The sequence below is a fragment of the Microcoleus sp. Aus8_D2 genome (assembly GCF_036702665.1).
Classification (GTDB): domain Bacteria; phylum Cyanobacteriota; class Cyanobacteriia; order Cyanobacteriales; family Microcoleaceae; genus Microcoleus.
Genome location: NZ_JAUBUN010000022.1, coordinates 54,958 through 80,084, shown reverse-complemented (window position 1 = coordinate 80,084; position 25,127 = coordinate 54,958). Strand labels below are relative to the sequence as shown.

At 40.9% G+C, this 25,127-nt stretch carries 19 protein-coding genes; 16 read left to right on the top strand and 3 right to left on the bottom strand.

Going from position 1 to position 25,127, the window contains the following annotated elements:
- Positions 1-192: 192 nt before the first annotated feature.
- Genes QUB64_RS18465 through QUB64_RS18455 form a run of 3 tightly spaced genes read right to left on the bottom strand, consistent with a single transcriptional unit; the run spans position 193 to position 2,479 of the window.
- Positions 193-1,098, bottom strand: a complete 906-nt coding sequence (locus QUB64_RS18465; protein ID WP_333273336.1) for a transporter substrate-binding domain-containing protein — start codon at positions 1,096-1,098, stop codon at positions 193-195.
- Positions 1,099-1,133: 35 nt separating this feature from the next.
- Complete coding sequence (locus tag QUB64_RS18460; protein ID WP_333273339.1) at positions 1,134-1,787, bottom strand: amino acid ABC transporter permease; 654 nt, start codon at positions 1,785-1,787, stop codon at positions 1,134-1,136.
- 17 nt (positions 1,788-1,804) lie between these two features.
- Entirely contained in the window at positions 1,805-2,479 is a 675-nt protein-coding gene (locus QUB64_RS18455) for an amino acid ABC transporter permease (RefSeq protein WP_333273342.1), read from the bottom strand.
- 2,148 nt (positions 2,480-4,627) lie between these two features.
- On the opposite strand from QUB64_RS18455, the gene QUB64_RS18450 reads away from it, so the two are divergent.
- The 16 genes from QUB64_RS18450 to QUB64_RS18375 all read left to right on the top strand — a co-directional run bounded on the left by QUB64_RS18450 (position 4,628) and on the right by QUB64_RS18375 (position 25,109).
- Positions 4,628-5,722, top strand: coding sequence for a glycosyltransferase (locus QUB64_RS18450; RefSeq protein WP_333273345.1), 1,095 nt, complete (start codon positions 4,628-4,630; stop codon positions 5,720-5,722).
- 39 nt (positions 5,723-5,761) lie between these two features.
- Positions 5,762-7,996 (top strand): GumC family protein, encoded by a 2,235-nt coding sequence (locus QUB64_RS18445; protein WP_333273349.1) that lies wholly within the window; start codon positions 5,762-5,764, stop codon positions 7,994-7,996.
- Between the two features lie 279 nt (positions 7,997-8,275).
- Positions 8,276-8,959 carry a heterocyst development glycosyltransferase HepC gene (gene hepC, locus QUB64_RS18440; RefSeq protein ID WP_333273352.1) on the top strand — a complete coding sequence of 228 codons (684 nt, stop codon included), beginning with the start codon at positions 8,276-8,278 and terminating at the stop codon, positions 8,957-8,959.
- A gap of 202 nt (positions 8,960-9,161) precedes the next feature.
- The gene (locus QUB64_RS18435; protein ID WP_333273354.1) at positions 9,162-10,076 is read left to right on the top strand and encodes an NAD-dependent epimerase/dehydratase family protein; all 915 of its coding nucleotides are present in this window, start codon (positions 9,162-9,164) and stop codon (positions 10,074-10,076) included.
- Between the two features lie 74 nt (positions 10,077-10,150).
- Positions 10,151-11,428 carry a glycosyltransferase gene (locus QUB64_RS18430; protein ID WP_333273356.1) on the top strand — a complete coding sequence of 426 codons (1,278 nt, stop codon included), beginning with the start codon at positions 10,151-10,153 and terminating at the stop codon, positions 11,426-11,428.
- Positions 11,429-11,562: 134 nt separating this feature from the next.
- Positions 11,563-12,519 (top strand): decaprenyl-phosphate phosphoribosyltransferase, encoded by a 957-nt coding sequence (locus QUB64_RS18425; RefSeq protein WP_333273360.1) that lies wholly within the window; start codon positions 11,563-11,565, stop codon positions 12,517-12,519.
- 33 nt (positions 12,520-12,552) lie between these two features.
- Complete coding sequence (locus QUB64_RS18420) at positions 12,553-13,137, top strand: YqeG family HAD IIIA-type phosphatase (protein WP_333273362.1); 585 nt, start codon at positions 12,553-12,555, stop codon at positions 13,135-13,137.
- A 167-nt stretch (positions 13,138-13,304) separates the two neighbouring features.
- A complete protein-coding gene (locus QUB64_RS18415) occupies positions 13,305-14,882 on the top strand; it encodes a glycosyltransferase family 39 protein (RefSeq protein WP_333273364.1) in 1,578 nt (525 codons plus the stop codon).
- A 126-nt stretch (positions 14,883-15,008) separates the two neighbouring features.
- Complete coding sequence (gene hepA, locus QUB64_RS18410) at positions 15,009-16,844, top strand: heterocyst formation ABC transporter subunit HepA (protein WP_333273366.1); 1,836 nt, start codon at positions 15,009-15,011, stop codon at positions 16,842-16,844.
- Between the two features lie 53 nt (positions 16,845-16,897).
- Positions 16,898-18,010: an acyltransferase family protein gene (locus QUB64_RS18405; RefSeq protein ID WP_333273369.1), complete on the top strand. Its 1,113-nt coding sequence runs from the start codon at positions 16,898-16,900 to the stop codon at positions 18,008-18,010.
- Between the two features lie 66 nt (positions 18,011-18,076).
- Entirely contained in the window at positions 18,077-19,351 is a 1,275-nt protein-coding gene (locus QUB64_RS18400) for a hypothetical protein (protein ID WP_333273372.1), read from the top strand.
- Between the two features lie 104 nt (positions 19,352-19,455).
- The gene (locus QUB64_RS18395) at positions 19,456-20,583 is read left to right on the top strand and encodes a glycosyltransferase family 4 protein (RefSeq protein ID WP_333273375.1); all 1,128 of its coding nucleotides are present in this window, start codon (positions 19,456-19,458) and stop codon (positions 20,581-20,583) included.
- Positions 20,577-21,509: a glycosyltransferase family 2 protein gene (locus tag QUB64_RS18390; RefSeq protein ID WP_333273378.1), complete on the top strand. Its 933-nt coding sequence runs from the start codon at positions 20,577-20,579 to the stop codon at positions 21,507-21,509. Before QUB64_RS18395 ends, QUB64_RS18390 begins: the two co-directional genes overlap by 7 nt.
- A gap of 104 nt (positions 21,510-21,613) precedes the next feature.
- On the top strand, positions 21,614-22,999 hold the full coding sequence (locus QUB64_RS18385) for an O-antigen ligase domain-containing protein (protein WP_333273381.1): 1,386 nt from the start codon (positions 21,614-21,616) through the stop codon (positions 22,997-22,999).
- A 45-nt stretch (positions 23,000-23,044) separates the two neighbouring features.
- Complete coding sequence (locus QUB64_RS18380; RefSeq protein WP_333394161.1) at positions 23,045-23,836, top strand: hypothetical protein; 792 nt, start codon at positions 23,045-23,047, stop codon at positions 23,834-23,836.
- Between the two features lie 85 nt (positions 23,837-23,921).
- On the top strand, positions 23,922-25,109 hold the full coding sequence (locus QUB64_RS18375; protein ID WP_333273386.1) for a glycosyltransferase family 4 protein: 1,188 nt from the start codon (positions 23,922-23,924) through the stop codon (positions 25,107-25,109).
- Positions 25,110-25,127: the final 18 nt, after the last annotated feature.

The window sequence follows — 25,127 nt, the reverse complement described above, 5'->3', positions numbered from 1 at the left end:
CTTGCGATAATGTTGGGAATTCTATCTGGATAGTTGATGCGTTTTGTTGATTTGCTTTTGACCCCGCCCAAAAATAGGTACTTCCGAACGACAGGAAGGTCACCGTCGATCGCAAAATTTTAGACTTCTGTTCTGGCTCCCAGATTCAATCCTGCAACTAAATCTAAAATCTAAAATCTAAAATCGACTGACCTAAGTTGCTGGCGGAGGAGTCAAGTCTGGCAGAGGCTCGCCAAACCATTTCAACGAAAGTTCGTTTAATTTGCCTGACTGTTTCAAGTCATCAATAATGCTGTCAAGTTTTGCCACTAACGGCTCGTCACCTTTACGAACACCGACGTAGCAAGGTGAGTTCTTCATGATGAACTTATTTTCTATTTTGATATTGGGATTGTCGCGAATTACTTTGGCAGCGACGACGTTCCCAGTAGCAATCAGTTCTACTTGACCTGATATCAAAGCAGATGCAGTTAAACTGTTGCTAGAAAATCGTTTGACTGTAGGCGCTTCGTCTACCGGTATCTTGGAAATTTCTAAATCTTCTAAAGAACCTTGTGCAACGCCAAGCGATCGCCCTTTTAGATCGTTTAGCGAGGTCGCTTTAATATCTGGACTGCCGTACACGCCTGAAAAGAATGGCGCATAGGGCTTGGAAAAGTCAATAATTTTAGCGCGAGCTTTATTTTTGCCCAAGCTAGAGATCACGATATCAACGCGAGCAGTCTGAAGAAACGGAATGCGATAGTTGCCAACCACAGGCACTAACTCGGATTTTACCCCCAAAGCTTTAGCGATCTCGTTTGCCACATCAATGTCATAGCCTTGGGGCTGCATATCGACGTTCATCGATCCAAACGGCGTAAAGTCATTGGGAACAGCGGTTCTGATCGCTCCTGCTGCCATGATTTTGTCTAAAGTTTTACCTGGCTCACCCTTGGGAGGTGCAACTGCTTCCGGGTTAAACACAGCCATTGAGGTTATTGAGGTACCTGGGTTCGAGCAAGCAGCAATGCTGACAGTGAGAACCAAACTGGCGACAAAAAGCGCGATCGTCCGATGCCATTTGTTGGGAATCAATTCCTTAAATATTTTCATCATCAGCAACACTCCAAATATTCCGATGGTTGATGTCTCTATGATTTATAGTTGAGTTGCTTCTCCAACCGCTGGCTCCAAAGAGATAGCGGATAGCAAAGAGCAAAATAAATTAGACCAGCGATCGAAAAAACCAAGAGTGAGTTCAACGTGACATTATTGATTTCCGAAGCCACACGAGATACTTCAGCAAATCCAATTACTGATGCTAGCGAAGTCCCTTTAATTACCTGCACCAGAAACCCGACAGTCGGTGCGATCGACATTTTAAACGCTTGGGGCAGAACAATTAACTCTAGCTGTTTAGAATAGCCAAACCCCAACGCTGATGCAGCTTCCCACTGTCCGGCGGGAACAGCCTCAATCGAGCCACGCCAGATATCTGCTAGAAATGAACTGGTAAAAGCTGTCAACGCAATGGTAGCTGCTACAAGAGGCGATAAATTTATCCCAAAAACCACCGAAGTACCGAAAAATGCCAGAAAAAGTTGTAAGAGTAAAGGTGTTCCTTGAAAGAACTCGATATAGATCAGACTTAAGCCTTTAATCCACTTATTGGGAGAAATCCGCATCAGCAGCAATAAAAAACCCACAATTCCGCCTACAACAAAGGCGATGATAGACAAGATAATTGTCCATTTTGCCGCAATCACCAAGTTAAGGAAAATCTGCGGTACTGTAAATCCATTCATTTGAGCCTGCCAATTAACTATCGTCGATACTGTGCAAACTTAAAAAATCGCCGTTCAATCAGATAGGAAATTCCTTTGATAATCCAAACGATCGCCAAATAAATCAGCGATATGGCAAAGTAAATCTCAAAACTGCGAAAACTCCGAGAATTGAGAAAATCTCCTGCAAAGGTTAAGTCCTCAGTAGCAATCTGAGACACAACACTCGTAAATAACACTGCCAAAATCACCTGTCCGATCAAGGCAGGATAAATATTCGCTAAGGCCGGCATCAGAATGATGTACCGAAACACAGCTATTTTGTTAAATCCCAGTGCCATTCCTGCTTCTGTTTGACCTTTGGTAATGCTCTCGACTCCCGCCCGCACAATTTCGGTCGAATAAGCACCAAAATTTAAAGCCAGTGACAAAATTGATGCTTGCTCTGCCGTTAACTTAATACCCAAATTTGGCATCCCAAAGAAGATAAAAAACAGTTGGATGATATAGGGGGTATTCCGAATCAGCTCCACGTAGGCTAGAGCGATCGCATCCTGAATTTTGTTACCAGAGGTTCTACAGACGGCACCAATAATGCCGATGACTAGACCGAATGCGATCGCGATCGCTGATATCCTGAACGTCGTTAATGCACCTGCAAAGAGCAAAGCAAGATTATCCCAGACAATTGAGAACTCAAACTGATAATTCATAAGTATTTGGGTTCAGATAAGGGATTAGAGGCTTTATTCCTCTCTGGGTTCTACGTCCCTCTGCCTAAAGGAGGGGGAGTTGGGGAAACAGTTTTAGTTATGTAATTAGATCTTGGTGAAATTATTGTGTACAGTATGCAAGCTTTGATCGATCGCTTCTGTTACGTTGATTACATTCCCACGTAATCCTACTATTCATGCTCCGATGACACCCTGTGCCATAATTATTACCTATAATCTTGCGGAGATTGAAGCTATCCAATCGGTAAAATATTATGAGCGAACTCGTCTGCCGAATTCCAACTTGCAGCTTTTCCACTTCTGCTTCCGCCGACAAGTCCATGCCCAACAAAACAAGCACAAGCATAGGCTTCTGCTTCATACCAGTTAAATTGACAGACAGGACGATCTGCTACATCCCAGACATCCTAGTATAGCCACTGCTAGCAATCCTCAGACTATAAGAAGTTGCGCAGCAGGTCAAAGTATGCTTACCAAAAAGGTCGATCGACAATTCAATGCAATGAAATGTGATTATTTGTAGCTGGGGGGGTGACTTTCGAGGCCTAGGAGATAGACTGTTGGGAGGGTTGCAGCCCGCATACCTTGTCGATCAAAGCGGCGTTTAGAAGGAGTTAACTTCATTAACTGTTCCACATCTTCAGAATATTGTCCCTTGATAATTAACCCACTTCTCTCCCGCTTGCGCCAACACCAAATGTACTCCGTCTTCGATATCTTTTTTTATGCTTTTTACGGCTAGATCCATATTTTTGTATCTGCTTTTTGCTCAGTTCAGTGCCTTCAAATATTGCCTCCCGGTAGGCGATCGTCACGAGCTGAATCATGTTAAAAAGTCGGTTTCCTTTGAGGCTAATTCCTTCAATATCGTAGCCTCCTGTTTGACAATCTCGGAACATTTATTCAATCCCCATCTGCTGAGAAGCATTGATTGGTGCTGGCAATGATCCCCCTTCTGTGAGAATAAACCGTTCGGCTGACGCTCACGGCGAAGCCAAGCCTCATTAACCTTCGTCGATCCCCAGAGTTTATTTGACACTTACAAGCAACATTAAAGCCGGTGGCAGGTAGAGTTTTTTTAAGTATTTTTTTATGAATTTATAAAAATTTTCCTCGTACTACTAACTCATCTAACCGCTGAAAAACTAAATGTTCTGTTTCGATAACATATTTTTTGTTTACAAAAAAATATACACCCTTTTCAAGCAAGCCAGTTTGCCAAATCGACAGAACAAAATTAACGGTATCCCAAAACGATGACTTTATATTCCAATACGGTTCACTTAATACTGTTTATGCTTGGAGAACCCCTCGCAACCCCCGAATCGTTGCGGGAGTAGGGGTTGACTTTAAGAGCATTCTTCCCCCTTTTTTTAGGGGGGTTAGGGGGGATCGGTCTTAATCGGTCTTAACCCAAGCGTATTGCTTTATATTCTGAAAATAATGGTAAAACTTGCTGTAGATTTGTGGTCTGTTCCTCGAAGTTGCTGTTTGCCAATTTTGCCAACAACGACCAGTATAATAAAATTGCTCTTCGCTCCCTTATCGAGGCTAACAATAAATAGATTAATGCACCCCCATTGACACAGGATCGATTGCGATTGACAAAGTTTGACCAATACGGCAATAAGTAGTCAACCAATAAGTAATTAATAGGAACCAAATTATTAAGATCGTTAAGTTCGGTAAATCCAAAAATCTTATTCCACTTCCGTCGCCGACGGCTCGACGCTCGCGAAGGCCGAACGTCTGAGCTTCGCCGAACGTCTTTCGCCTGTAACGCCGGCTAGGAAATACCCGTGCGGGCCGCTCTAATCTAACTTGTTTTTCTGATTGTATCAAGGATAGCAAAATTGTCATGACAAGAAACTGATCCAAGCTCAGTTGTTTTTGTAAATGAGTCTGATATAATGTTGATCGCATTATTTTTTGGGATAAGCAAGTGTGTAACAATTCTGCTGCCTATCTTTTTTGAGCAGAGATTGGCTCAATGCTTACGAACTCTGGGTTTCAGGCTGGTTGTTACCCATCTGGTTAAATTCTTGATTTGCTCTAGAAACGACGCAAGAAGAAGTATTTGTACAACGGCCTCCTTGGTGTAGGATTTTAGAAAATAGAGAGAGTAGTATGAAAATTGCATTAGTTCATGATTACTTAACACAACCCGGTGGGGCAGAGCGTGTATTTGAATTGCTGTGTAAACGCTACCCCAATGCTGATATTTTCACATCTCTGTACGAACCTAAACGAACTATTGATCTAGGCGAACGTGAAGTTCGCACAACTGTACTTCAGAATGTTCCAGGGGCAAGTAAGAATTTTAGGCTAATGGCTCCATTTTATTTTTCAGCCTTTCGAGCCTTGGATCTACAAGACTACGATCTGATTATCAGCAGTACCACGAGCTTTGCTAAAGCTGTGCGAAAAAGAGCAGGAGCAACACATATTTGTTTCTGTCACAATGTCACCCGTTTTTTGTGGGATACAACAACTTATCTTCGAGACTATGCTACCTATCGAAATCTTTCTGGTATGCTCGAACCTATTTTTCAGCAAATGAGAAAAGCGGATCTAGATTCAGCTCAGGAACCTGATTTTTACATTGCTAATTCCAGCACGGTTGCCAGTCGTATCCATAAATTTTATGGAAAGCAATCAGTTGTGATCAACTATCCCATTGACACCAAAAAATTTATTTTTTCCCAAGATAAGGAGGACTTTTATTTGACCTCAGCTCGTCTTCTTGGTTACAAACGCATTGATGTAATTATTGAAGCATTCAATTGGCTGGGATTGCCATTATTTATAACGGGTGATGGCCCAGAGCGAGAGCGTCTTGAGTCGAGAGCTTTAAAAAATATTAAATTTCTCGGTCATGTCAGCGATACAGAACGCAGTCAGTTGATGTCTAAAGCTCGTGGTGTTATTGTTGCTGCGTTGGAAGACTATGGCTTAGTTCCAGTGGAAGCTAATGTTAGTGGAACGCCCGTAATTGCCTATGGTAAGGGTGGTGTATTAGATACTCAGATCCCCGGTAAGACAGGGCTCTTTTTCAATCTACAGACACCTGAAGCGATTCACACAGCAGTAGTTGAGTCAAGTAAGATTGCATGGGAGTACGAAAAAATTAGAGACCATGCGATCGGTAACTTTTCCGAAGAAGCTTTCTTTGAAAAAGTAGAGGGGGTGATTGAGGAAGTTTGCAGCCGTCCTCAGAAATAAATATAATTGGTTTAATAGGTTTATGACCGAGGCGTAGAAGTGACTGAAAACAATATCAACTCAATTGCTGAAACAGAAGCGGGCTATGGAGAACTGTTTGCAGTTCTAATCCGCAGGCGCTTTTGGTTGTTAAGTGTTTTGTGTATTGTCTTGGCTGCTGCCACTGCAAAAGCGTTGAAGGAAAAGCCTACCTATAAAAGCTCTATGCAGATCTTGGTAGAATCTAATTATCAAGGCAAAAAAAATAGTAAAACAGATAATCAGTTTGCTGATTCTAATGTTGAGATAGACAATGCTACTCAGCTTAGTCTGATGCAAGGTTCTCAGCTCATCCAAAGGGCGGTGAAATTGCTGCGTCCTGAGTATCCAGGGATTGATGTAGAGGAGATTAAAAAATCCTTAGTCGTCACTCAAGTGGCCGATGAGAAGGCAAAAACCGAGACTAAGATTTTTGAAGCAACTTACACGGCTAATAATCCGACCCAAACCCAGAAAGTGCTACAAGTAATGCAACAGGTTTATCTGGATTACAACCGAGAACAGCAGAGACTACGTTTAACTAAAGGTCTGACCTTCATTGATGAACAATTACCCAAGGTTCGTAAGAACGTGGCTCAAGTTGAGGCAACCTTAGAAGAGTTTCGCAAAAATCAAAATCTGATTGAGCCGGAAGCACAAGCAAAAGCTCTGACTGAGGCAATTAACAACATTCAGCAGGAGCGACGGACAAACCAGGTAACTAGAAGGGATCTTCAGGCTCAATACGACTCTTTGCAGCAACAACTTGCGAGTTCTCCGCAGGAAGCGCTCGTTGCGACACGACTAAGTCAGTCTTCTCGTTATCAAGCCTTACTCAACGAAATCCAAAAGACAGATTTAGCCATCGCCCAGCAACGGATACGTTTCACTGACAAAAACCCAGTTGTTCAAAAGCTACTCTCGGAGCGCAGCCAGCAACTAAGTCTCTTGCAAGCAGAAGGGCAACGTACTACACCAGAAGGTGATTCTCAGCTCCCGGATACGGGAAAAAGCCTTTTGAAAGAAAGGCAACTCGGTGCAACTGACTTAAATCTCGCTACTAAACTTCTGGAGATTCAGACCAACTTAAAAGGCTTAACAGCACGCGACGAAGCACTAGCAAAAAAAGAGCAGCAGCTCCGTGTAGAACTCGATCGATTTCCTAATCTATTGGCTAAGTACACTCGTCTACAAACAGACATACAGCTCAAGCGTGAAACATTTCAACAATTAGAGAAAGCACGGCAGGACTTAAGCCTGGAAATTGCCCGAGGTGGATTTGATTGGCAAGTTGTTGAAATACCGCAACCCGGTACAAAGAGTACTTCCAAAAAACAGCAGAACATTATGCTGGGTATCGTAGTTGGGTTGTTCTTGGGTGTTGCTGTGGCTTTTGCTCGCGATATGTTAGATGATTCTGTTCATAGCTCGGCTCAATTAACAAAATTGGTTCCCTTACCTCTACTAGGAATGACTCCACAGCTACCCCAGAAAAAGAAGCACAAACCAATCATTAAGCTACCTTTCGGCAAGTGGCAAGCTTCCGCTGCTTGGGGAAGCGAACCAATCATCAAGCTACCTTTCGGCAAGCCTGAAGATATGGCGCCTTGCACGATAGAAGTAATTCATAGTCCACCTGCTTGGGAATCCTTTGACCTAATTTATAAGAACATTCAACTTCAACATCCTGGTTCGACTTTCAGTCCTTTAATTATTACCTCAGCATTGGAGGGTGAGGGAAAATCAACAATCGCATTAGCTTTGGCCATTAGTGCTGCGCGTCTACATCAACGGGTACTGCTAATTGATGCTGATTTCCGTCAGCCGATGCTGCATAAACAGCTCAATCTCCCTAATGAGTATGGGCTTTCAACTCTGCTAGAAAGTAATACTACAGTGCCAATACGCAGTCATATTCCAATATCAGACCTATATATTGATATTTTGACTTCCGGAGCTATACCCAAAGATCCAGTAAATCTATTAAGTTCTCCTCAAATGCAGAAATTAATGGCAGGATTTGAGAAGACTTATGACTTAGTTCTGCTGAATACACCTCCCATTTTAGGGATGGTAGATACTCTGCTGGTTGCATCTTGTTGCCGGGGGGTACTGTTGGTCACACGCATTGACCGGGTGACAAAAACCGCACTCACTGAGACTACAGCCATGCTGAACAAGTTAAATGCGATCGGGATAATCGCGAATGGAGGTATTAGTCTCAAAAAGGGTAAGATACGCCCTGTGAAGTCATAGAAACGTTTCTGTGAACTGAAGCTCGGCCGCCTGAGGGGGTAACAGCGCCTCTGAAACCTTTATGGGTCAATCCTTGAGCCTATGACTTACTGCTTAATCCTGAAAAAATGATGGTTTCTTGACAAACTTATTGACAAAGTATTGACTTGCTCGGAAAGTGTGTTATAAGAGAAGCGGGATTGTACTTAAGTAATCCCCTCTCTAGGGAGATTGTAATTTCTGGGTGATTTTACTGTACCAAGAATCATTAGTAAGATTAGTGTCAGGTAATAAAAACCTATGCCCAACTCAACACTCTCAAATTCACACATCTATTCTTCTGTAGAGCAACAGCATTCAAGCAATTATTTACCTCACTGCCTTCTTAAGTGGCGACAGGGACAGTTATTCGTCAGTCTCGGATCGCAGAGCAAACAGCCTTATATCTCGGCGTTTGAGACTCAGCAACAGCTAGTAGAATGTTTGAAGTCATCTCCGGTACGACTGGTTTGCCTCCATTCAAACCTAGGTGAGGCAACGCTGAAGCTCTGGGCTGATGCCTGCGAGCAAGCTAACAAACCCGTGTTTCTACGGGGGAGTATTCAAAAAACATTTCAAAAGCAAAGCACACTTAGTCCCCAGCTCAAGCAATGGATGGACTCCGTTTCCGCCTTTGTTTTGATTTTATTGTTCAGTCCGATTATTCTGGCGACAGCTATATCGATCCACCTCTATTCACCAAAGCCGATTTCCCCTAAGCAATGGTACGTTGGCACAAAAGGCAAGTTATTCGGGCTTCTAGAGTTTCGCACGACAGTAGCGAATGACGATTCTCCTGCTACACATTTAATTCGTTGGATGTGTAAGTACAACCTGGATAAGTTACCACAGTTGTTGAATGTGCTACGGGGTGACATTAGCTTAAAGGATTCATTCTATCCTTTGACTATATCGGAGGCAGTCAATCTCAGGTTGGAAAGTTAACAATAGGTGAGTACATTATTAGACATCTCCCATAATTCTTGTGGAGTAAGCATCCTGCCTCCCCTTAACAGGCTTTTTGGGATATGTCTATTGGAAATTGCAGAAGCTCAGATTCAGGGAAACAATTCAAATCAGGTTGATTTAGTTGTAGATCAACATAGCCAGTGAAAACTCCAACTATTGAGATGTAAATAGGTGAAAAATGAAAAGAATTTTAGTTACTGGTGGAGCAGGTTTTATCGGTTCTGCTACAATAGCTGAATTCCAAAAGCATGGTCATGATATTTATGTTATTGATGACTTATCCTTTGGAAATAGAGATTTTTTGACAATTCCTGATACGTATTTTCATAAGCTTGATATTTTGAACGAAGATGGCTTAACCGAAGTTATTCATAAAGTCGAGCCAGATTGGATTATTCATCTGGCAGCCATACACTTTATTCCCTACTGCAATCAACATCCTTTCAAGTCGAGTAACATTAACATACAAGGGACTATCAACGTATTAAGCGCGGCGAAAAGCTTAAAAAATTTAGAAAAGATGTTTTTTGCTTCGACAGCAGCAGTTTATCCCATTTGTGACCATGCTATCCCAGAAACTCAGCAAACGAACCCTCTAGATATTTATGGGTTATCTAAACTAGCTGGTGAACATTTGATGAATGAATTTTATCTCCAAACATCTATTCCTACAGTAGTTTGTCGGTTTTTCAATGCGTTTGGTCCGAATGAAACAAATCTACACTTAATCCCTGAAATTCAAAGACAAGTTAATTCGGGTCTAAGAACTATTGAGCTGGGCAATCTCGAACCAAAACGAGATTTTATCCATACGTATGATATGGCAAGAGCCATTTTTATGCTGCTTGATAAGTTTGATTCTGGAATTGATGTATTTAACTTAGGGAGAGGTCAAGAATATTCGGTAATAGATGTAGTAAAAGAATTTGAGAACCAACTGGGAGAAGAAATTACGATCGAAGTGGAGCGGTCGAGAGTGAGAAAAGTAGAGCGAATGCATTTACTGGCTGATATCTCTAAACTTAAAGCCTTTATGAACTGGGAACCTAAAATTAGTCTTAGCGAGGGTATTAAAACTTTACTGAAAACGTAATCTAATTTATGAAAAATAAATTATGCTGCTGATTTAATTGAAATTCAAAATCAAACGTGATGGAGGTAAAACCAATGAGTCAAGCGAAGAAAAAGATTCTGTTTCACTTACCAACTCTAATCGATCCCCGCAATTACAACGGAAGACAGGGTAGAATTTTAGGGGTTTTAAAATATTTTAGGGAGCGAAAAGAGTTTTTTGAAGTGCATGGTGTAGGTGGCAATGAATTTGGATTTCCTCAATGGAGTTCGGAACAAAGAAAAGAAATATTAAATTTTATAGATAACGTGTTTATATACGAAGGTGAGCGTAACCTATGTGACTTCGTATATACTCGAAGCCAAAGCTTCTATTATCAAAAACTATTACGGCAACAATTACCTGTCGATTCTGATTACTTAGCTCCTCCCGGTTATGTTGAATTTGTTCGGCATTTAGTCGATCAAAATAAATACGATTTTATTTGGATTAATGTCCTGGACTATGCTCATTTAGCAGCAAAAAGCAAATTGGGGGTTCATAGTATAATTGACCTGCATGATATTACCTCCAATTTCCGCCTGGTTAGGAAAAATATCTCTTATTCTAAAGGATTGAAATTCGACTATGAGTCCAATTTTGGTTGGGAGATTAAACTAATTAATAAATTCGATCGGGTGATTATTGATGCTCAGGATGAGAGGACAATTCTTAGCTCACACCTCCCGTCCGAAAAGTTATGCTTAGTTCCAACTTTAATTGAAGGGTTGAGTTATGAGTCAAATATAGTTCCTTATCAAAGCAGAGAGTTTAAGTACGATCTGCTGTTTGTTGGTTCTAATAATCAACCGAATAAGGAGGGTCTAACTTTTTTCCTTAATTCAGTTTTCCCTGAGATTGTTCGCCGTAAACCTGATACTCGGCTGATAATTGCTGGCAAGATAATCCAAGATCTTCAAGTTGATGCCTCTTTTAAAGAAAATGTTGATTGCTTGGGATACGTTCCGGATTTAGCAGAGATTTACTTCAAATCGAGAGTGGCAATTTGTCCCTTAATAACTGGGGCTGGTACTAAATTTAAGCTTGTAGAAGCAATGGCTTATGCAATGCCGATCGTTGCTACTAAAATTTCTGCTTCTGCACTCAGCTTGATCGATGGGGTAAATGCATTCGTTACAGACGATCCAAGGGTATATGCTGAACAAATTCTCTGCTTACTTAATGAACCAGAATTAGCTCAAAAGATTTCCCAAGAGGTTGCTATAACCTTTAAGAACGAACACTCAAGTTCAGCGGTATACTCAAAACTTGATGAGATATTGGGTAGATCCCCGTCTCAATCAGAATGCAATGCTGGGAATTTGAAGTTGTGATGATTTTATTAACTGTCTCTACAGATTTAGCAAACATCTCATTCTGGATTAAATAAATGTAACCCGATCTATTGACTTGTCTGTTAGTTGAGCGCTATCTATCATACTGTTAGACAATGAAATCACAAAAGAGTATGCCTACAAAAAATCATGTTTTATCGTCAAAAGGAAATTTAGCCTACTTTAAGGCTTTGCGTCCAAGACAATGGACAAAAAATCTAATTGTCTTTGCTGCACCTCTGTTTGCCTTTAGCATCAATTTACAATCACTACTAGGTAGCCTGTTGGCTTTTGCATTATTTTGTGGAGCCTCTAGTAGTTTCTATTTAATTAATGATATTATCGATGTCGAAGCCGATCGTCAACATCCTGTCAAAAGTCAGCGACCGATCGCCTCTGGATTAGTTAGTATTCCCGTCGCGACAGGAATAGCCGTTTTGCTATTAGGTAGCGTTTTGACTATTAGCTGGTTAAGAACTCCTCAGTTAGGTGCAAGCCTTACCGCTTATGCCTTATTGCAAGTTGCTTATAATCTGCGACTTAAACGGACAGTGATTTTGGACATTGGTGCGATCGCCACCGGATTTGTTCTCAGAGCCTTCGGTGGTGCAGCAGCTACAGGTGTTACTTTATCATCTTGGTTTCTACTCTGCACGGCAATGCTGGCATTGTTTTTAGGGATTGAGAAGCGTAAAGCAGAACTGCGATTGACACAACTCAAAGGTATCAAACCTCGTTCTGTCCTCAAACGCTACTCTTTAACAATGTTGAGTCGCATGGAAAACGTTGTTACTTCTAGTACAGTTGTATCTTATGCACTTTGGAGTTCAGGCCCCTATATGCGTGGAGCATCCACTTCTTGGATGCTACTGACATTACCATTTGTACTATATGGCATTTTTCGCTATCAACTACTAAGCGAGCCCCAGGAAACTTCTCTCAACAGTGATAGTAATATTGAGCAAGGAGGAAGCAGTGAAAGACCTGAAGAAGTTTTATTAAAAGACGTACCAATACTACTCACGGTCATCGGTTGGGTGTTCACCTGCTTTACGATTTTGTGGCTAAAACATCAAGCACTAATCGACTAAAAGTTTCAATACCAAAATTTGGGGAATAGGCAAATGGGAAATTTAAAGAATTGGTTGCTCGAGTTACGCCAGATAGGAATCAAAAGAAAACTTCATACATTGGCACACCGAGCCGATGGAGTAGCTCAAATCGAGATTGACTGCTTGAGGGAATCTGGCATTAAAGGAATCATTCTCGATCTAGACAACACGATCGTCTCTGAAGACGATCGGTATTTATCTCCTGGCGCAGAAGAGTGGATTACACAGACAAAATTGGCAGGGTTGCATTTTTTTATTCTCTCAAATGGGAAACGACACTATCGAGTCAAATATTGGTCTCATCGTCTAAACATTCAGGCTATTAGTCCAGCAAAAAAACCTTTTCCTTCTGCATTTCACCGGGCAATTGCTGGTATGCAACTCAACCCCAAACAAGTAGTAGTGATAGGTGATAGTTTACATACTGATGTTTTAGGAGCATGGCTTTCTGGGTGTTTGTGTATCCAGGTTGCCACACTACCACATCCGCCTAGATGGTGGGAAAAAATTGCCGGAAAATGGGTACAGAAACCTTATCCCAACATTGGCAAACTTGGGAAATTTGATGCTGTCTTTGAATACAAAAGCTTCTTGTAGGTAATGATTTATATCAAGCAACATCAAATAAATTAAGCAATCAGAGTAGTTGACTTTATTTCATCATAATGTATATAATTTATGCGCTCGCAATTCTTTGCCAGCGATAGTTTAAGCCCTTACAATCTTCTGTGAATCCCTGGAATCCCTTAGAGAGCTTTGACATAATGCCTAAAACTCAGTTTGCCATCAATTCTTTATCGACAATCAAAATTTTATTCCTTGTATTACTACTGTTAGGGATATTTTTTAGATTCGTTAATCTAGACAAAAAAGTTTACTGGCGTGACGAGGCACTTACTTCATTGCAAATCTCTGGCTATACTCAAAAAGAGTTTATCCAGCAAGCGTTCAATGGGCAAGTTATTACTCCTGAAGATTTACAGAAGTATCAGCGTATTGGTCCCGAAAAATCCCTAACAGATACTATTAATGCTTTTGCAACGGAGACCCCGGAACATCCACCTCTTTATTACATAATGCTACGGTTATGGACGCAGACTTTCGGTAATTCTGTGGCAATCATCAGAAGCCTATCTGCTTTGATAAGTTTGCTGGCATTTCCCTGCATTTACTGGCTATGTATGGAACTATTTGACTCTTCTCTTGTAGGATGGATGGCTGTTGGGTTGATAGCGGTATCACCATTTCACGTACAATACGCCCAGCAAGCACGAGAGTACAGTTTTTGGACAGTAACAACCTTACTATCAAGTGCTGTATTGTTACAGGCAATACGGGTAAAAACTAGAGTTAGCTGGGCAATTTATGCAGCGACGCTAGCGATCGGACTATATTCTTACTCTTTCTTTGTATTTGTTGCAATTGCACATGGTTTATATGTTTTAATAACTTCAAATTTCAGATTTACCAAGACACTGATTTCTTATTTTGCAGCATCGACCGTAGGATTTATAACTTTTATACCTTGGATTTGGACTACTATCTATCACTTGCCTGAAGTAAAACGCTCAATGGAATGGACTAATGAAAAATCAACTTTATTAGACTTGTTAAAAATGTGGTTCAGTAATATGAGATTAATATTTTTCGATTTTGAAATTCCTAAAATACCATTTTTTAGTTTATTCTATTTATTAGTTTTATGTATTACTGTCTTGATTTGCTATTCAATTTATTTTCTATGCCGTCACACCCAAAAACAGGTTTGGCTGTTTGTATTAATATTAATCCTTTCTAATTCTTTACCTTTAATGTTACCCGATGTAATTTTAGGGGGAACCAGGTCAATAAGTGCTCGATATTGGATTCCTTGCTATTTAGCCATTCACCTATCTATCGCTTACCTTTTTGCTACTAAAATTGCCTCGGTCGAAATTTCACAACCCAGACATTTTTGGAAAATAATCATAGCTATTGTCATTTCAGGTCAAGTTTTAGCCTCTGCGGTGGATGCTAACACAAAAGTGTCTATAAGTAATCCATCTCAGAATGATAAAGTAAGTCAGGTTATTAATCAAACTAATTACCCGCTTGTGGTGAGTAGTAATTATAAATATAACCCTACTGAATTATTATCTTTGAGTTATTTACTTGATTCAAAGGTGCGACTTCAGTTAGTCAAGAGCTCTGATTTGCCCGAGCTTCCTAATAAATTTAGTGATGTGTTTGTTTACAGCCCTTTCGGCTTACCTCCACTATGGCAAGATGAATTACCAAAAAAATATAACCTAGAGCCTGTTCAGGAGTTAATAAAATTGTGGAAGTTAACAAAAATAAATTGAAATCGGGAGCAATTAGAGGAGTGTCTGTAAGTTTATAATTTAAAAAATTTATCACTATTTCTAGATTGGTCCAAAATTTATGGTATAAAATAGCTATAACTTATTGATTAATATCAATCAAAAAATATGCACCTAAAAATTCCTACTTCAGTTAATGGTCTGATAAAAAATACAATTTTTTGGCAGAATAATTACCTGTTCCTGCGAGAATTCAAATACTTTCCTAAAGTTGTAATCTTAGCTCTAGTATTTTCATTCCTGGCAGCGACTTTTGAAGGAGTTGGTATTGGGTTTCTGCTTTCGTTTTTACAAAGCTTGACGAATCCTGATGCAGCACCGATTAAGACAGGAATCGGCTGGTTTGATGTTTGGGTTTTGGGAGTCAATACATCTGCTACCAGCCGGTTCTACCGAATATCAGCTTTAATATGGTTGAGTACCTGGACACGCGCATTGTTTAACTATTTGGCGTATACTTATACGGAAAATTGTCAACTTAATTTGATGGATCGGCTCCGCAAACAGATTTTTGAACAACTTCAGGCTGTGAATCTGAGTTACTTTGCGACGACCAAATCAGGAGAATTGATTAATACAATTACCTCGGAAATAGAAAAATTTAAGAACATTTTTAATGGCAGTGCTTTCTTGTTCACTAGGGGGCTAACGATCGCCATTTACCTGATGTCGATGATTTTGATTTCGTGGCAGTTGTCACTCATTTCAATAATGCTATTCACTCTGATGGCTGTAGGCTTGTCCACGTTGAATAAGCGAGTCCGTGAAAGAAGTTTTGAAATATCAACTGCTAATGGAAAATTTACCACAACAGCTATAGAATTTATCAGTGGAATTAGGACAATTCAGTCATTTGCTACTCAGGATTTTGAGCGAAAGCGTTACTACAAAGCTAGTGAAGATTTTGTCGGCGCTTCTGTAAGAATTATTCGGTTTTGGGCAATGGTAAAGCCTCTGGCAGAAGGCATAGCAACTACAATTTTAATTGGTATGATTCTTGTAGCATTCACTGGTGTTTTAACGAATAGTCCCCTGAAAGTAGCTTCATTACTAACTTTTCTCTTTATGCTGGTGCGCTTAGTTCCAATTATCCAGGATGTCAACGGAACCAGAGCAATTATTAGTAGTTTGCACGGCTCAGCAGAGAACATCAAAGAGCTTTTAAGAACGGATAATAAAACATATTTTCAAAATGGCAAAATAGAATTTTCAGGCTTAAAGCACTCGATTGAGTTTATCGGTGTAGATTTTGGCTACGATACTAATGATTTGGTTCTCAAAAACATCACGCTATCAATTGAACGAGGAAGGATGACAGCGCTGGTAGGAGCTTCCGGTGCTGGCAAAACAACTTTGGCTGACCTGATTCCTCGATTCTACGATCCAACAGAAGGGAAGGTGCTGATTGATGGCATCGATCTACGACAGTTTGAGATCAACTCTCTGCGACAAAAGCTGGCTATAGTAAGTCAGGATACTTTCATTTTTAATACTTCGGTTCGGAACAATATTGTTTATGGAAAAGAAGGCGCAACAGAACAGGAAATTCAAGAAGCAGCTCGACTCGCCCATGCCCTAGAATTTATTCAAGATATGCCTGAAGGATTTGAGACTCAACTCGGAGATAGGGGGGTACGATTGTCGGGCGGTCAACGCCAACGGATTGCGATCGCTCGTGCTTTGTTGCGAAATCCAGAAATTTTAATTTTGGACGAAGCAACCAGTGCCTTAGATTCTGTATCAGAGCGATTGATTCAGGAGTCAATAGAAAAGCTTTCTGTAGGTCGTACCGTAATTGCGATCGCGCATCGTCTATCAACTATTATGCGAGCCGACAAAGTTATTGTACTCGAGCAGGGAGAAATCGTAGAGCAAGGAACCTACAATGAATTGCTGGCGCTACGCGGCAAACTTTGGGATTATCACCAAATGCAAAATCAATGAGGTGATACAGAAGGACAGAAAAAATTCAACCACTTTTACAAAGGAATAAAGATATGAGTGCAACTCAAAACCTTTCAAAAACTAGAAATCCAGGTTACATGATTCAGTTAGATGCCCTTAGAGGAATAGCTGTATTTGCTGTAATGCTTGAACACTTTGTAACAAGCAATGTTTCGGGTTCTATTCTATCTTATTTGAAACCAATCCTCCATTGGGGTACATCAGCAATTACACTTTTTTTTGTACTTAGCGGTTTCTTGATAACTGGTATTCTCCTCCGGTGTAGAGATACAATCAAATCAAATAACCAAAGTATCGGATTTACACTTAAAAGATTTTATATACGGCGTTTTTTACGGATATTTCCTATTTACTATTTAACCCTTGCTGTCACTGCTATTGGCTTCAATCAAGTTAGAAGTGTCTTTTTTTGGCACTTGACTTATACAACCAACATTATGGTTCTAATCCGAGGTGAATGGGATGATACTTCAAGCCATTTTTGGTCATTAGCGATGGAGGAACAATTTTATATAATTTGGCCGTGTGTGATGCTATTTTTGCCTAAAAAATACTTGTTAAAAGCTATTTTAATAACCATTGGTTTGGGAGTAGTCTCTAAGTTTATATGCTATGGATTTAACTTCAATGAAGTCCAGATTCTTGTTTTCCCTCTTGCATCTATGGATTCACTTGCACTAGGTGCTTTACTCGCATTCTACAAATACAACCACGAGCAATTTAAGCAAAATCAGCAGATTTTATGTAATTTAGGATTATGGGTTTGCTTACCATTACTTGTTTTGTTTAATAATATAGCGCTATTTAATATGCTGGTTAGACCAACCGTTTTGGGAATTTTCTATGTATGGTTAATCAGTCGGGCATCGGAAGGCTTTAGCGGTCTTCCTGGAAAGTTTTTGGAACTGAAACCTCTTGTATTTCTCGGAAAAATTAGTTATGGAGTCTATCTTTACCATGTATTCCTAAATCCAACCTTTGCGAAAGCCTATGAGTTGAATTTATTTTCTCAAATTCCGCTACCGCTTGAGGTTTTATTAAAAATGATAATTACACTGGCGATCGCAATACCATCTTGGCTATTGTTTGAAAAACCGATTAATAACTTAAAACGCCACTTTAGTTATAAAAAAAGTACGATCTAGCAATTCCGTGGCTCAAAATACTCTGACACTCTACGAAAAAGCCCTTTCTAAAAAGCGAGGAGAACAATGAAATCCCTATCCCCATCTCAGCTATTTCATAAATATCAAGCAGATGTTTGGTTAGTGCTCAGCCTCATATTTTTCACTGGTTGCACTTCTTTTGCCGCAGCACAGTTAGTTAATCCTCTAGTCTTTAATGTCACGGACATTTGGTTTGATAGTGATATCAATAAAAGCTTCTTCCGAATGAGTGACTCAAATTACAACCATGCTACAATTTCAGCTCATCCTCTGTATGCATTGTTTAGTTGCTTGCCAATATTAGCAATCCTAACAATCTTTCATTTGGAACCTATTACAGGTATCAGAGCATTTATTTCTGTAGTTTCTGGGCTTTTCATTGGAACAATATTCATCCTCTTCAGGTTGCTAGGCTACCAAAAAATTGATGCAGCAATTTTTAGTATTTTGGCATCCATAACCGCAGCCGCAAGATTTTGGTTTGTTGTCCCAGAATCGTTCTTATTTGGAGGAGAGACTATTTTACTTGTGTACTGTCTTGTTACAGTAGCAGATTATCGTCAACTTTCTCCTTACTGGTATATGGCTGCGAATGTTTTAACCGTAGGTATAACAATCACAAATTTGATGGCAGGAATCATAGCGACTATTTCAGGAAATCGATGGAAACAATGTTTGAAAATTTTTGCTGGTGCTTTTGTTCTATTCATACTGTTAGCTACTATCCAAAAAATCTTCTTTCCAACTGCCGCGTTAAGAGCAATTTTTACTAGAGGAGCAGCAGAGCAAACGGACTATTTATACTGGCCTTCAAATATCTCTATGGTGTTCAAGAGATACAGTGTTTTCCTCTTCCATTCCATTGTGATGCCCTCTATTGAGATCATTAATAGTAATTGGGTTGGTTCATCGGGAGGTCAAGTATTGAGTATTCAGACATCAGGTATAGGCTCAGGTGGCGGGTGGGGGAAAGTTGCAACTGTTACTTGGGGAGGGTTATTAGCACTAGGATTGTATGCACTTTTTTCCGTAAAGCAGCATCCTCGATTAAGATTAACCCTTGGGTTGACGCTACTCGGACAGCTATTACTTCATACCATTCATGGTTTTGAAATATTTCTGTATTCATTGCATTATGCTCCTTCATTAGTAATATTAGTGAGTCTCGGCGTACTCACAAAACTACGACCTGTTGTGCTGGGATTAGCATTGATTCTCATCGTGACAGCAGGAATTAATAATGCGGTTCAATTTTCCAATGCAGTCGATATTCTTCAACGTGCTCATATCGTTGGTCCGGAGAAAGTTCTATTACGTTAACTGACTGAATCTTCGTTCGCGTTTATAATTTTGAAAGTCGCAGAGTCAGCAATGAAATAGAAACGATTCCTCAATACTCTCACATGAGTCAATAGTGTTTACGTATGAAAATTTGCATTGTTACACACAAAGTCATGAAAGGTGATGGTCAAGGTCGGGTCAACTATGAAGTTGCGTGGGAAGCTATTCGTCGTGGTCATCATGTTACCTTATTAGCAAGTAGCGTAGACATAGAATTGCAAAAACATAGCCTGGTTAAATGGATTTCTATTTCAGTTAAAGGATATCCAGTGCAACTTCTCCGCGAATTAGCTTTCTCCACCCAAAGTGCTTGGTGGTTAAATCAGCACCTAAAAGAATTTGACCTCATCAAACTTAACGGTGCCATCACTTCGGCTAGGGGAGATGTGAATGCAGTGCATTTTGTCCATAGTTCCTGGTTACGATCGCCAGTCAATCTTTCAGCACAAAATCTGAGCTTGCGAAGCATCTACCAGCGGTTTTACACTGCCTTAAATGCTGATTGGGAAAAAAAAGCCTTCGATCGGGCGAAAGTAGTAGTAGCCGTTTCTGAGAAAGTCGCCCAGGAATTAATTGCGATTGGTGTCCCGCGAAATCGCATTCGGACGATCTTAAATGGCATTGATTTACAAGAATTTTCCCCAGGTATTGTCAGCAGGCAAAAATGGAATTTACCAGAGGAAGTGCCTCTGGCGCTATTTGCTGGGGATATTCGTACACCTCGGAAAAACTTGGATACAATCCTGCATTCCTTAGTGCAAGTTCCCCAATTGCACCTCGGAGTGGTAGGGGGAACCGCAGGTAGTCCCTATCCTGAGTTAGCGCGATCGCTAAACTTAGAAAATCGAGTGCATTTTCTAGGATTCCGGCAAGATGTCCCCGATTTGATGAAAGCAGCAGATTTTTTAGTTTTTCCGTCCCGTTACGAGCCTTTTGGTTTAGTAGTATTAGAAGCGATGGCGACAGGAATACCTGTAATTACGGCTGCTACGACGGGGGCGGCGGAGTTGGTGACACCAGACTGCGGGGTAGTTTTGCCAGACTCAGACGATACACAGGCTTTAGCTGAAGCATTGAATCAATTAGTTAAATGCGATCGGCAACAAAGACAGCAAATGGGTAAAGTAGCCAGAGCGATCGCAGAACATCATAGTTGGGCTAATATGGCAAGTAATTATGTGAATTTATTTGAGGAACTACAGCCGTGCTGACGATATCAGTTGTGATTCCCAGTTACTGTCGTCCGCAAGACTTAGCACGCTGCTTAGACGCACTCAAAAAGCAAAAACTTCCTGCCGATGAAGTCTTAGTAGTAGTTCGAGATACGGATACTGAAACTTGGACATTTGTCCAAACATTGAACCCACAATTCTTACCACTGCGAACTGCCACAGTCAGCGAGTCGGGTGTGGTAGCAGCCATGAATGCAGGAATGGATGCCGCTTGTGGAGATATCATCGCCTTTACCGATGATGATGCCACACCTCACACCGATTGGCTGGAACGTATCGCAGCCCACTTTCTGTCAGATAGCAGTATCGGTGGTGTCGGGGGGCGGGATTGGGTGTATCACGGCACTCAGTTAGAAGAGGGGGAACGCGAGGTAGTGGGACAGGTACAGTGGTTTGGACGAGTCATCGGCGGACATCACTTAGGGGTTGGAGAAGCCCGTGAGGTAGATGTGCTTAAGGGTGTAAATATGAGTTTTCGGCGAAGTGCGATCGGTCAAATGCACTTCGATCGCCGGATGCGAGGTACAGGAGCCCAGGTACACTTTGAACTAGCATTTAGTCTAGCCTTAAAACGGGCAGGCTGGAAACTGATCTACGATCCAAAAGTAGCAGTAGATCACTTTCCAGCACAACGTTTTGATGAAGATCGGCGAAATCAATTTAATGACATTGCCTCGTTCAATGCCGTACACAATGAAACTTTAGTTTTGTTAGAAAACCTACCATTGACTCGACGTACTGCATTTATATTCTGGGCAACACTTGTGGGAACGCGAGATGCCCCTGGCTTCTTACAATGGTTGCGATTCCTACCTAAAGAACGAACCTTAGCAGGACAGAAATTACTGGCATCTCTACGCGGACGCTGGCAGGCATGGGAGACATGGCAACAGTCCAATCGCTAAAAAGCTTGCTCTGTAAATCTTCTTCCTTTTTCCTTTTTCGTTCTTCCTTCTACTTACCTAGTTAAAGATAGCCCAAACATAAAAAGTAGTGAGTAATAAATCAAATGCAGGGAATTCCGAATAACTCTCGAAAACAGGGCTTTTCTCTGACACTAGAACCCCAGGCGGCTTGGATAGCAATCCTGGGACTATTACTGATTACTATCCTATGCCTTGTAGCAGGTCTTGGTAAAGTTTTAAACATTATATTTCCGGCGGGTTCTGTGGCCGTCGGCATTTTCCTATATTTGCGGTATCCTATCCTCTATATAGGTTTCACTTGGTGGGTATTTTTCCTCACACCTTTTATTCGCCGCGTGTCGGATTTTCGGAGCGGTTTTACCGATCCCAGTCCCATGTTGTTAGCCCCTCTACTGGTGGCAACGATCACCATTGTAACTTTCTACCGCAACTTTCCCAAAGCATACGATCAAGGTGGCTTACCTTTTATCCTATCTGCTATGGGTGTGTTCTATGGTTTTCTGGTTGGTCTGATTAATGGCTTACCTGTTCCGGCGATCGTCTCTCTTATAGGTTGGGTAAGCCCCATTCTGTTTGGTTTCCACCTATTTGTGAACTGGCGAGATTACCCCAGCTATCGGCAAAACATTCAGCGCACTTTTCTCTGGGGTGTGTTAGTGACAGCATCTTATGGCGTCTATCAATATTTAGTTGCACCTGAGTGGGATCGTTTCTGGCTGATACAAACCAAACTATATACCAGCATGGGAACACCAGCACCCCTTGGACTTAGAGTGTGGAGTACCATGAATGCGCCCTTACAGTTTGCAGTAGTGATGTTAGCAGGGAATATCTTGCTATTTATTGGTCAAGGCAATTTGCGTATTCCTGGCTTAGCAATTGGCATTTTGTCTATCCTGCTAACATCGGTACGCACAGTTTGGGGAGGATTTATAATATCCTTAATTACCCTGCTCGTTTCTCTAAAAGGGGGTTTTCAGATTCGTTTAATTGCTTTGATCCTGACGATCGTCCTATGTATGGTACCATTGTCTACAGTCGAGCCATTTTCCCAAGTCATTCAGTCTCGTGTAACCAGTTTGTCTAACGTTAAAGACGATCAGAGTGCAAAGGACAGAGCAAACCTCTACGGCACAACATTAAATCTTGCGCTGAGTGAGGTTATTGGTAAGGGAAATGGAACTCTTCAGCCGATTGACAGTGGAATTATCGAACTACTTCTCACCTTTGGCTGGATGGGAGCCATTCCCTATATAAGTGGGCTACTCCTAAGTTTTTACAGCCTGTTCCAAGCCTCTAAATCTAATTCCGATCCGTTTGCCAGTGCAGCTCGTGCTATTGTTGTTGGGTTCCTGCCGATGCTAGCTGGTTCAAATGTGATCGCTGGTATCTCTGGCATGGTTTTCTGGGGATTTCTGGGTATCGGCATGGCAGCTATCAAATACCATCAGCATCAAGGACGTGCTTAGAGTTTTTCAACCTTGAAGTTTAGCTAACATTCAACACATCCAAACATGATTTTTAATCATACTTCCGAGAGGAAACAATCTAATATATTACTACTGACTGCCACAATTACGCCTCCGGCTGGAGTGCCTCTTTTACAACGAGCCAATCCGCACGATCGTCTTCAAGATTACGAGAGATCACTAAAGTTTTATTTGCCACTCCTGAACCGATGTATTGATTCAATTGTCTTCGCAGAGAATTCCAATTCCGATGTCTCAGTTTTACAAAATATGGTTGATCTAGCGGGTTTCACAGATCGGGTGGAGTTTATCGTTTTTGATGGATTGGATCATCCTCCAATCTATGGTCGTGCCTACGGAGAATTCAAACTGAATGACTATGTAATGAATAATTCGCATATCATCAACAGCCCAACTCAAAATAGGGAGATACTTGTTTGGAAAGTGACAGGTCGTTATATGGTAAAAAATCTCTATCGGATCATTACCCGTAAGCCTTCAAGTTTTGACATCTACTATAATTGCCGCCATGTTCCAAAACGATGGGCAGATATGTTCTTGATGTCGTGGACAATCAAAGGCTATCAAGCTTGTCTACAAAATATGTATCACAAACTTATCGCCGACAAAGAGCAACTCATACAGCCAGAAGAAGTTTTTATCGACTTGATGGAGCAGCCTATACCAAATATCAAGATTGTACGACGGTTTAACCAGATTCCTCTAATTGATGGTTACCGAGGGTCAGATAACCAAAACTATTCTGAAGGTAAAAATTTATGGAAGTTCTATCTCCGTAGTATAGGGTGTAAGTTATTTCCGTGGCTATGGATTTAATCGGAGAAAGGCTATACGTTGATGCGGATATACTCAGTCAGGATTTTTTTGTCAAGGTAATAGTTGGTGAGGTAAACAACAGAAAATGGAAAAACAAAAAACAGTAGGATTTCTCTTGAAGCGTGTCGATTGTAATGACGGGGTTGCCTCCCATTGTCAGACTATAATTCGTGGTTTGAAAGCGCTTGGGTGGAGTGTCGTCTTGATTACGGGACCAGTGAATTATGATGCAGGTTCTGAAGACAGTTTTCAAGCACTCAAAGACTTATCAGAAGACTGGATAGTATTTGATGATATGAAACCTTTTCTTCCAACTTGGGATAGTATTCGTCGGATTAAGGAAATAGTAAATAAATACGAAATTTCCGTATTTCACGCACATGGATACTCGATGTTGATGCTGGCACGTATCCTCAAATTATTGACGGGGTTAGAGTGTGTTGCTACCTTTCATTTATTAATCGAAGATGACAATTCAACCTTCATAAAATCTGTATTGCGACCGAAAATCAGAAAATATCAGATATATTTGAGCGCGTTTGCCCCAAAAGCCTTTATTGCATACTCTTCAGAGATTGAAAGATTTTTGCTCCAAGATTTGGGCTTTCATAAAAACAAGGTCCGCAAAATCTTAATGGCCACTGATACAAAATATTTTCGTCCCCCCAGTCCAGAAGAGCGACAAAGGGTACGGGAAAAGTTTGGATTTGAGGAAAAAGATCTGGTATGTACTCTCGTAGGAAGACTCAATTGGATTAAGGGACATGACGTTTTGATTGACGCAGTTAGGCGAATGAGAAAAGCAGTTCCTGAAATAACTGTAAAGTGTTTATTCGCGGGTTCTGGCGATCGGGAGAAGCAGATTAAGGAATATGCCTTTGCTAGTGAAGATGATTCGGATTGTTTTCTATTTGCTGGCCATATGAAGGATATGCGGGAAGTGTATTGGACATCGGATATTCTTGTTCTACCAAGTCGCTCGGAAGGGTTTGGTGTAGTGGTGGCGGAAGCGATGTGCTGTGGAATAGTCCCGATCCGGACACCAGGAGCGGGATCTATGGATCAGATTCAGGAAGGAAAAACAGGTTATGTCGTTCCCTTCGACGATCCAGAGGCTTTATCAAAGGCAATCGAAAAGCTTGTGAACAAGGATTTTCGCTTGCAGATGGGTAAACAATGTGTGGAGTATGCTTCCTCAGTATTCGATCGGGAACTGATGGTTGAGAAGATAGTGGAATTGTATTGCGAGTGCTCCGGTATGGAAACAAAATAAAGTTTGAAAGTTTTAGTT

Bases quoted from the DNA above. Each gene is read 5' to 3' on its own strand.
- QUB64_RS18465 (WP_333273336.1), bottom strand. From the start codon at position 1,098: ATGATGAAAATATTTAAGGAATTGATTCCCAACAAATGGCATCGGACG.
- QUB64_RS18460 (WP_333273339.1), bottom strand. From the start codon at position 1,787: ATGAATGGATTTACAGTACCGCAGATTTTCCTTAACTTGGTGATTGCG.
- QUB64_RS18455 (WP_333273342.1), bottom strand. From the start codon at position 2,479: ATGAATTATCAGTTTGAGTTCTCAATTGTCTGGGATAATCTTGCTTTG.
- QUB64_RS18450 (WP_333273345.1), top strand. From the start codon at position 4,628: ATGAAAATTGCATTAGTTCATGATTACTTAACACAACCCGGTGGGGCA.
- hepC (WP_333273352.1), top strand. From the start codon at position 8,276: ATGCCCAACTCAACACTCTCAAATTCACACATCTATTCTTCTGTAGAG.
- QUB64_RS18435 (WP_333273354.1), top strand. From the start codon at position 9,162: ATGAAAAGAATTTTAGTTACTGGTGGAGCAGGTTTTATCGGTTCTGCT.
- QUB64_RS18430 (WP_333273356.1), top strand. From the start codon at position 10,151: ATGAGTCAAGCGAAGAAAAAGATTCTGTTTCACTTACCAACTCTAATC.
- QUB64_RS18425 (WP_333273360.1), top strand. From the start codon at position 11,563: ATGCCTACAAAAAATCATGTTTTATCGTCAAAAGGAAATTTAGCCTAC.
- QUB64_RS18420 (WP_333273362.1), top strand. From the start codon at position 12,553: ATGGGAAATTTAAAGAATTGGTTGCTCGAGTTACGCCAGATAGGAATC.
- QUB64_RS18415 (WP_333273364.1), top strand. From the start codon at position 13,305: ATGCCTAAAACTCAGTTTGCCATCAATTCTTTATCGACAATCAAAATT.
- hepA (WP_333273366.1), top strand. From the start codon at position 15,009: ATGCACCTAAAAATTCCTACTTCAGTTAATGGTCTGATAAAAAATACA.
- QUB64_RS18405 (WP_333273369.1), top strand. From the start codon at position 16,898: ATGAGTGCAACTCAAAACCTTTCAAAAACTAGAAATCCAGGTTACATG.
- QUB64_RS18400 (WP_333273372.1), top strand. From the start codon at position 18,077: ATGAAATCCCTATCCCCATCTCAGCTATTTCATAAATATCAAGCAGAT.
- QUB64_RS18395 (WP_333273375.1), top strand. From the start codon at position 19,456: ATGAAAATTTGCATTGTTACACACAAAGTCATGAAAGGTGATGGTCAA.
- QUB64_RS18385 (WP_333273381.1), top strand. From the start codon at position 21,614: ATGCAGGGAATTCCGAATAACTCTCGAAAACAGGGCTTTTCTCTGACA.
- QUB64_RS18380 (WP_333394161.1), top strand. From the start codon at position 23,045: ATGATTTTTAATCATACTTCCGAGAGGAAACAATCTAATATATTACTA.
- QUB64_RS18375 (WP_333273386.1), top strand. From the start codon at position 23,922: ATGGAAAAACAAAAAACAGTAGGATTTCTCTTGAAGCGTGTCGATTGT.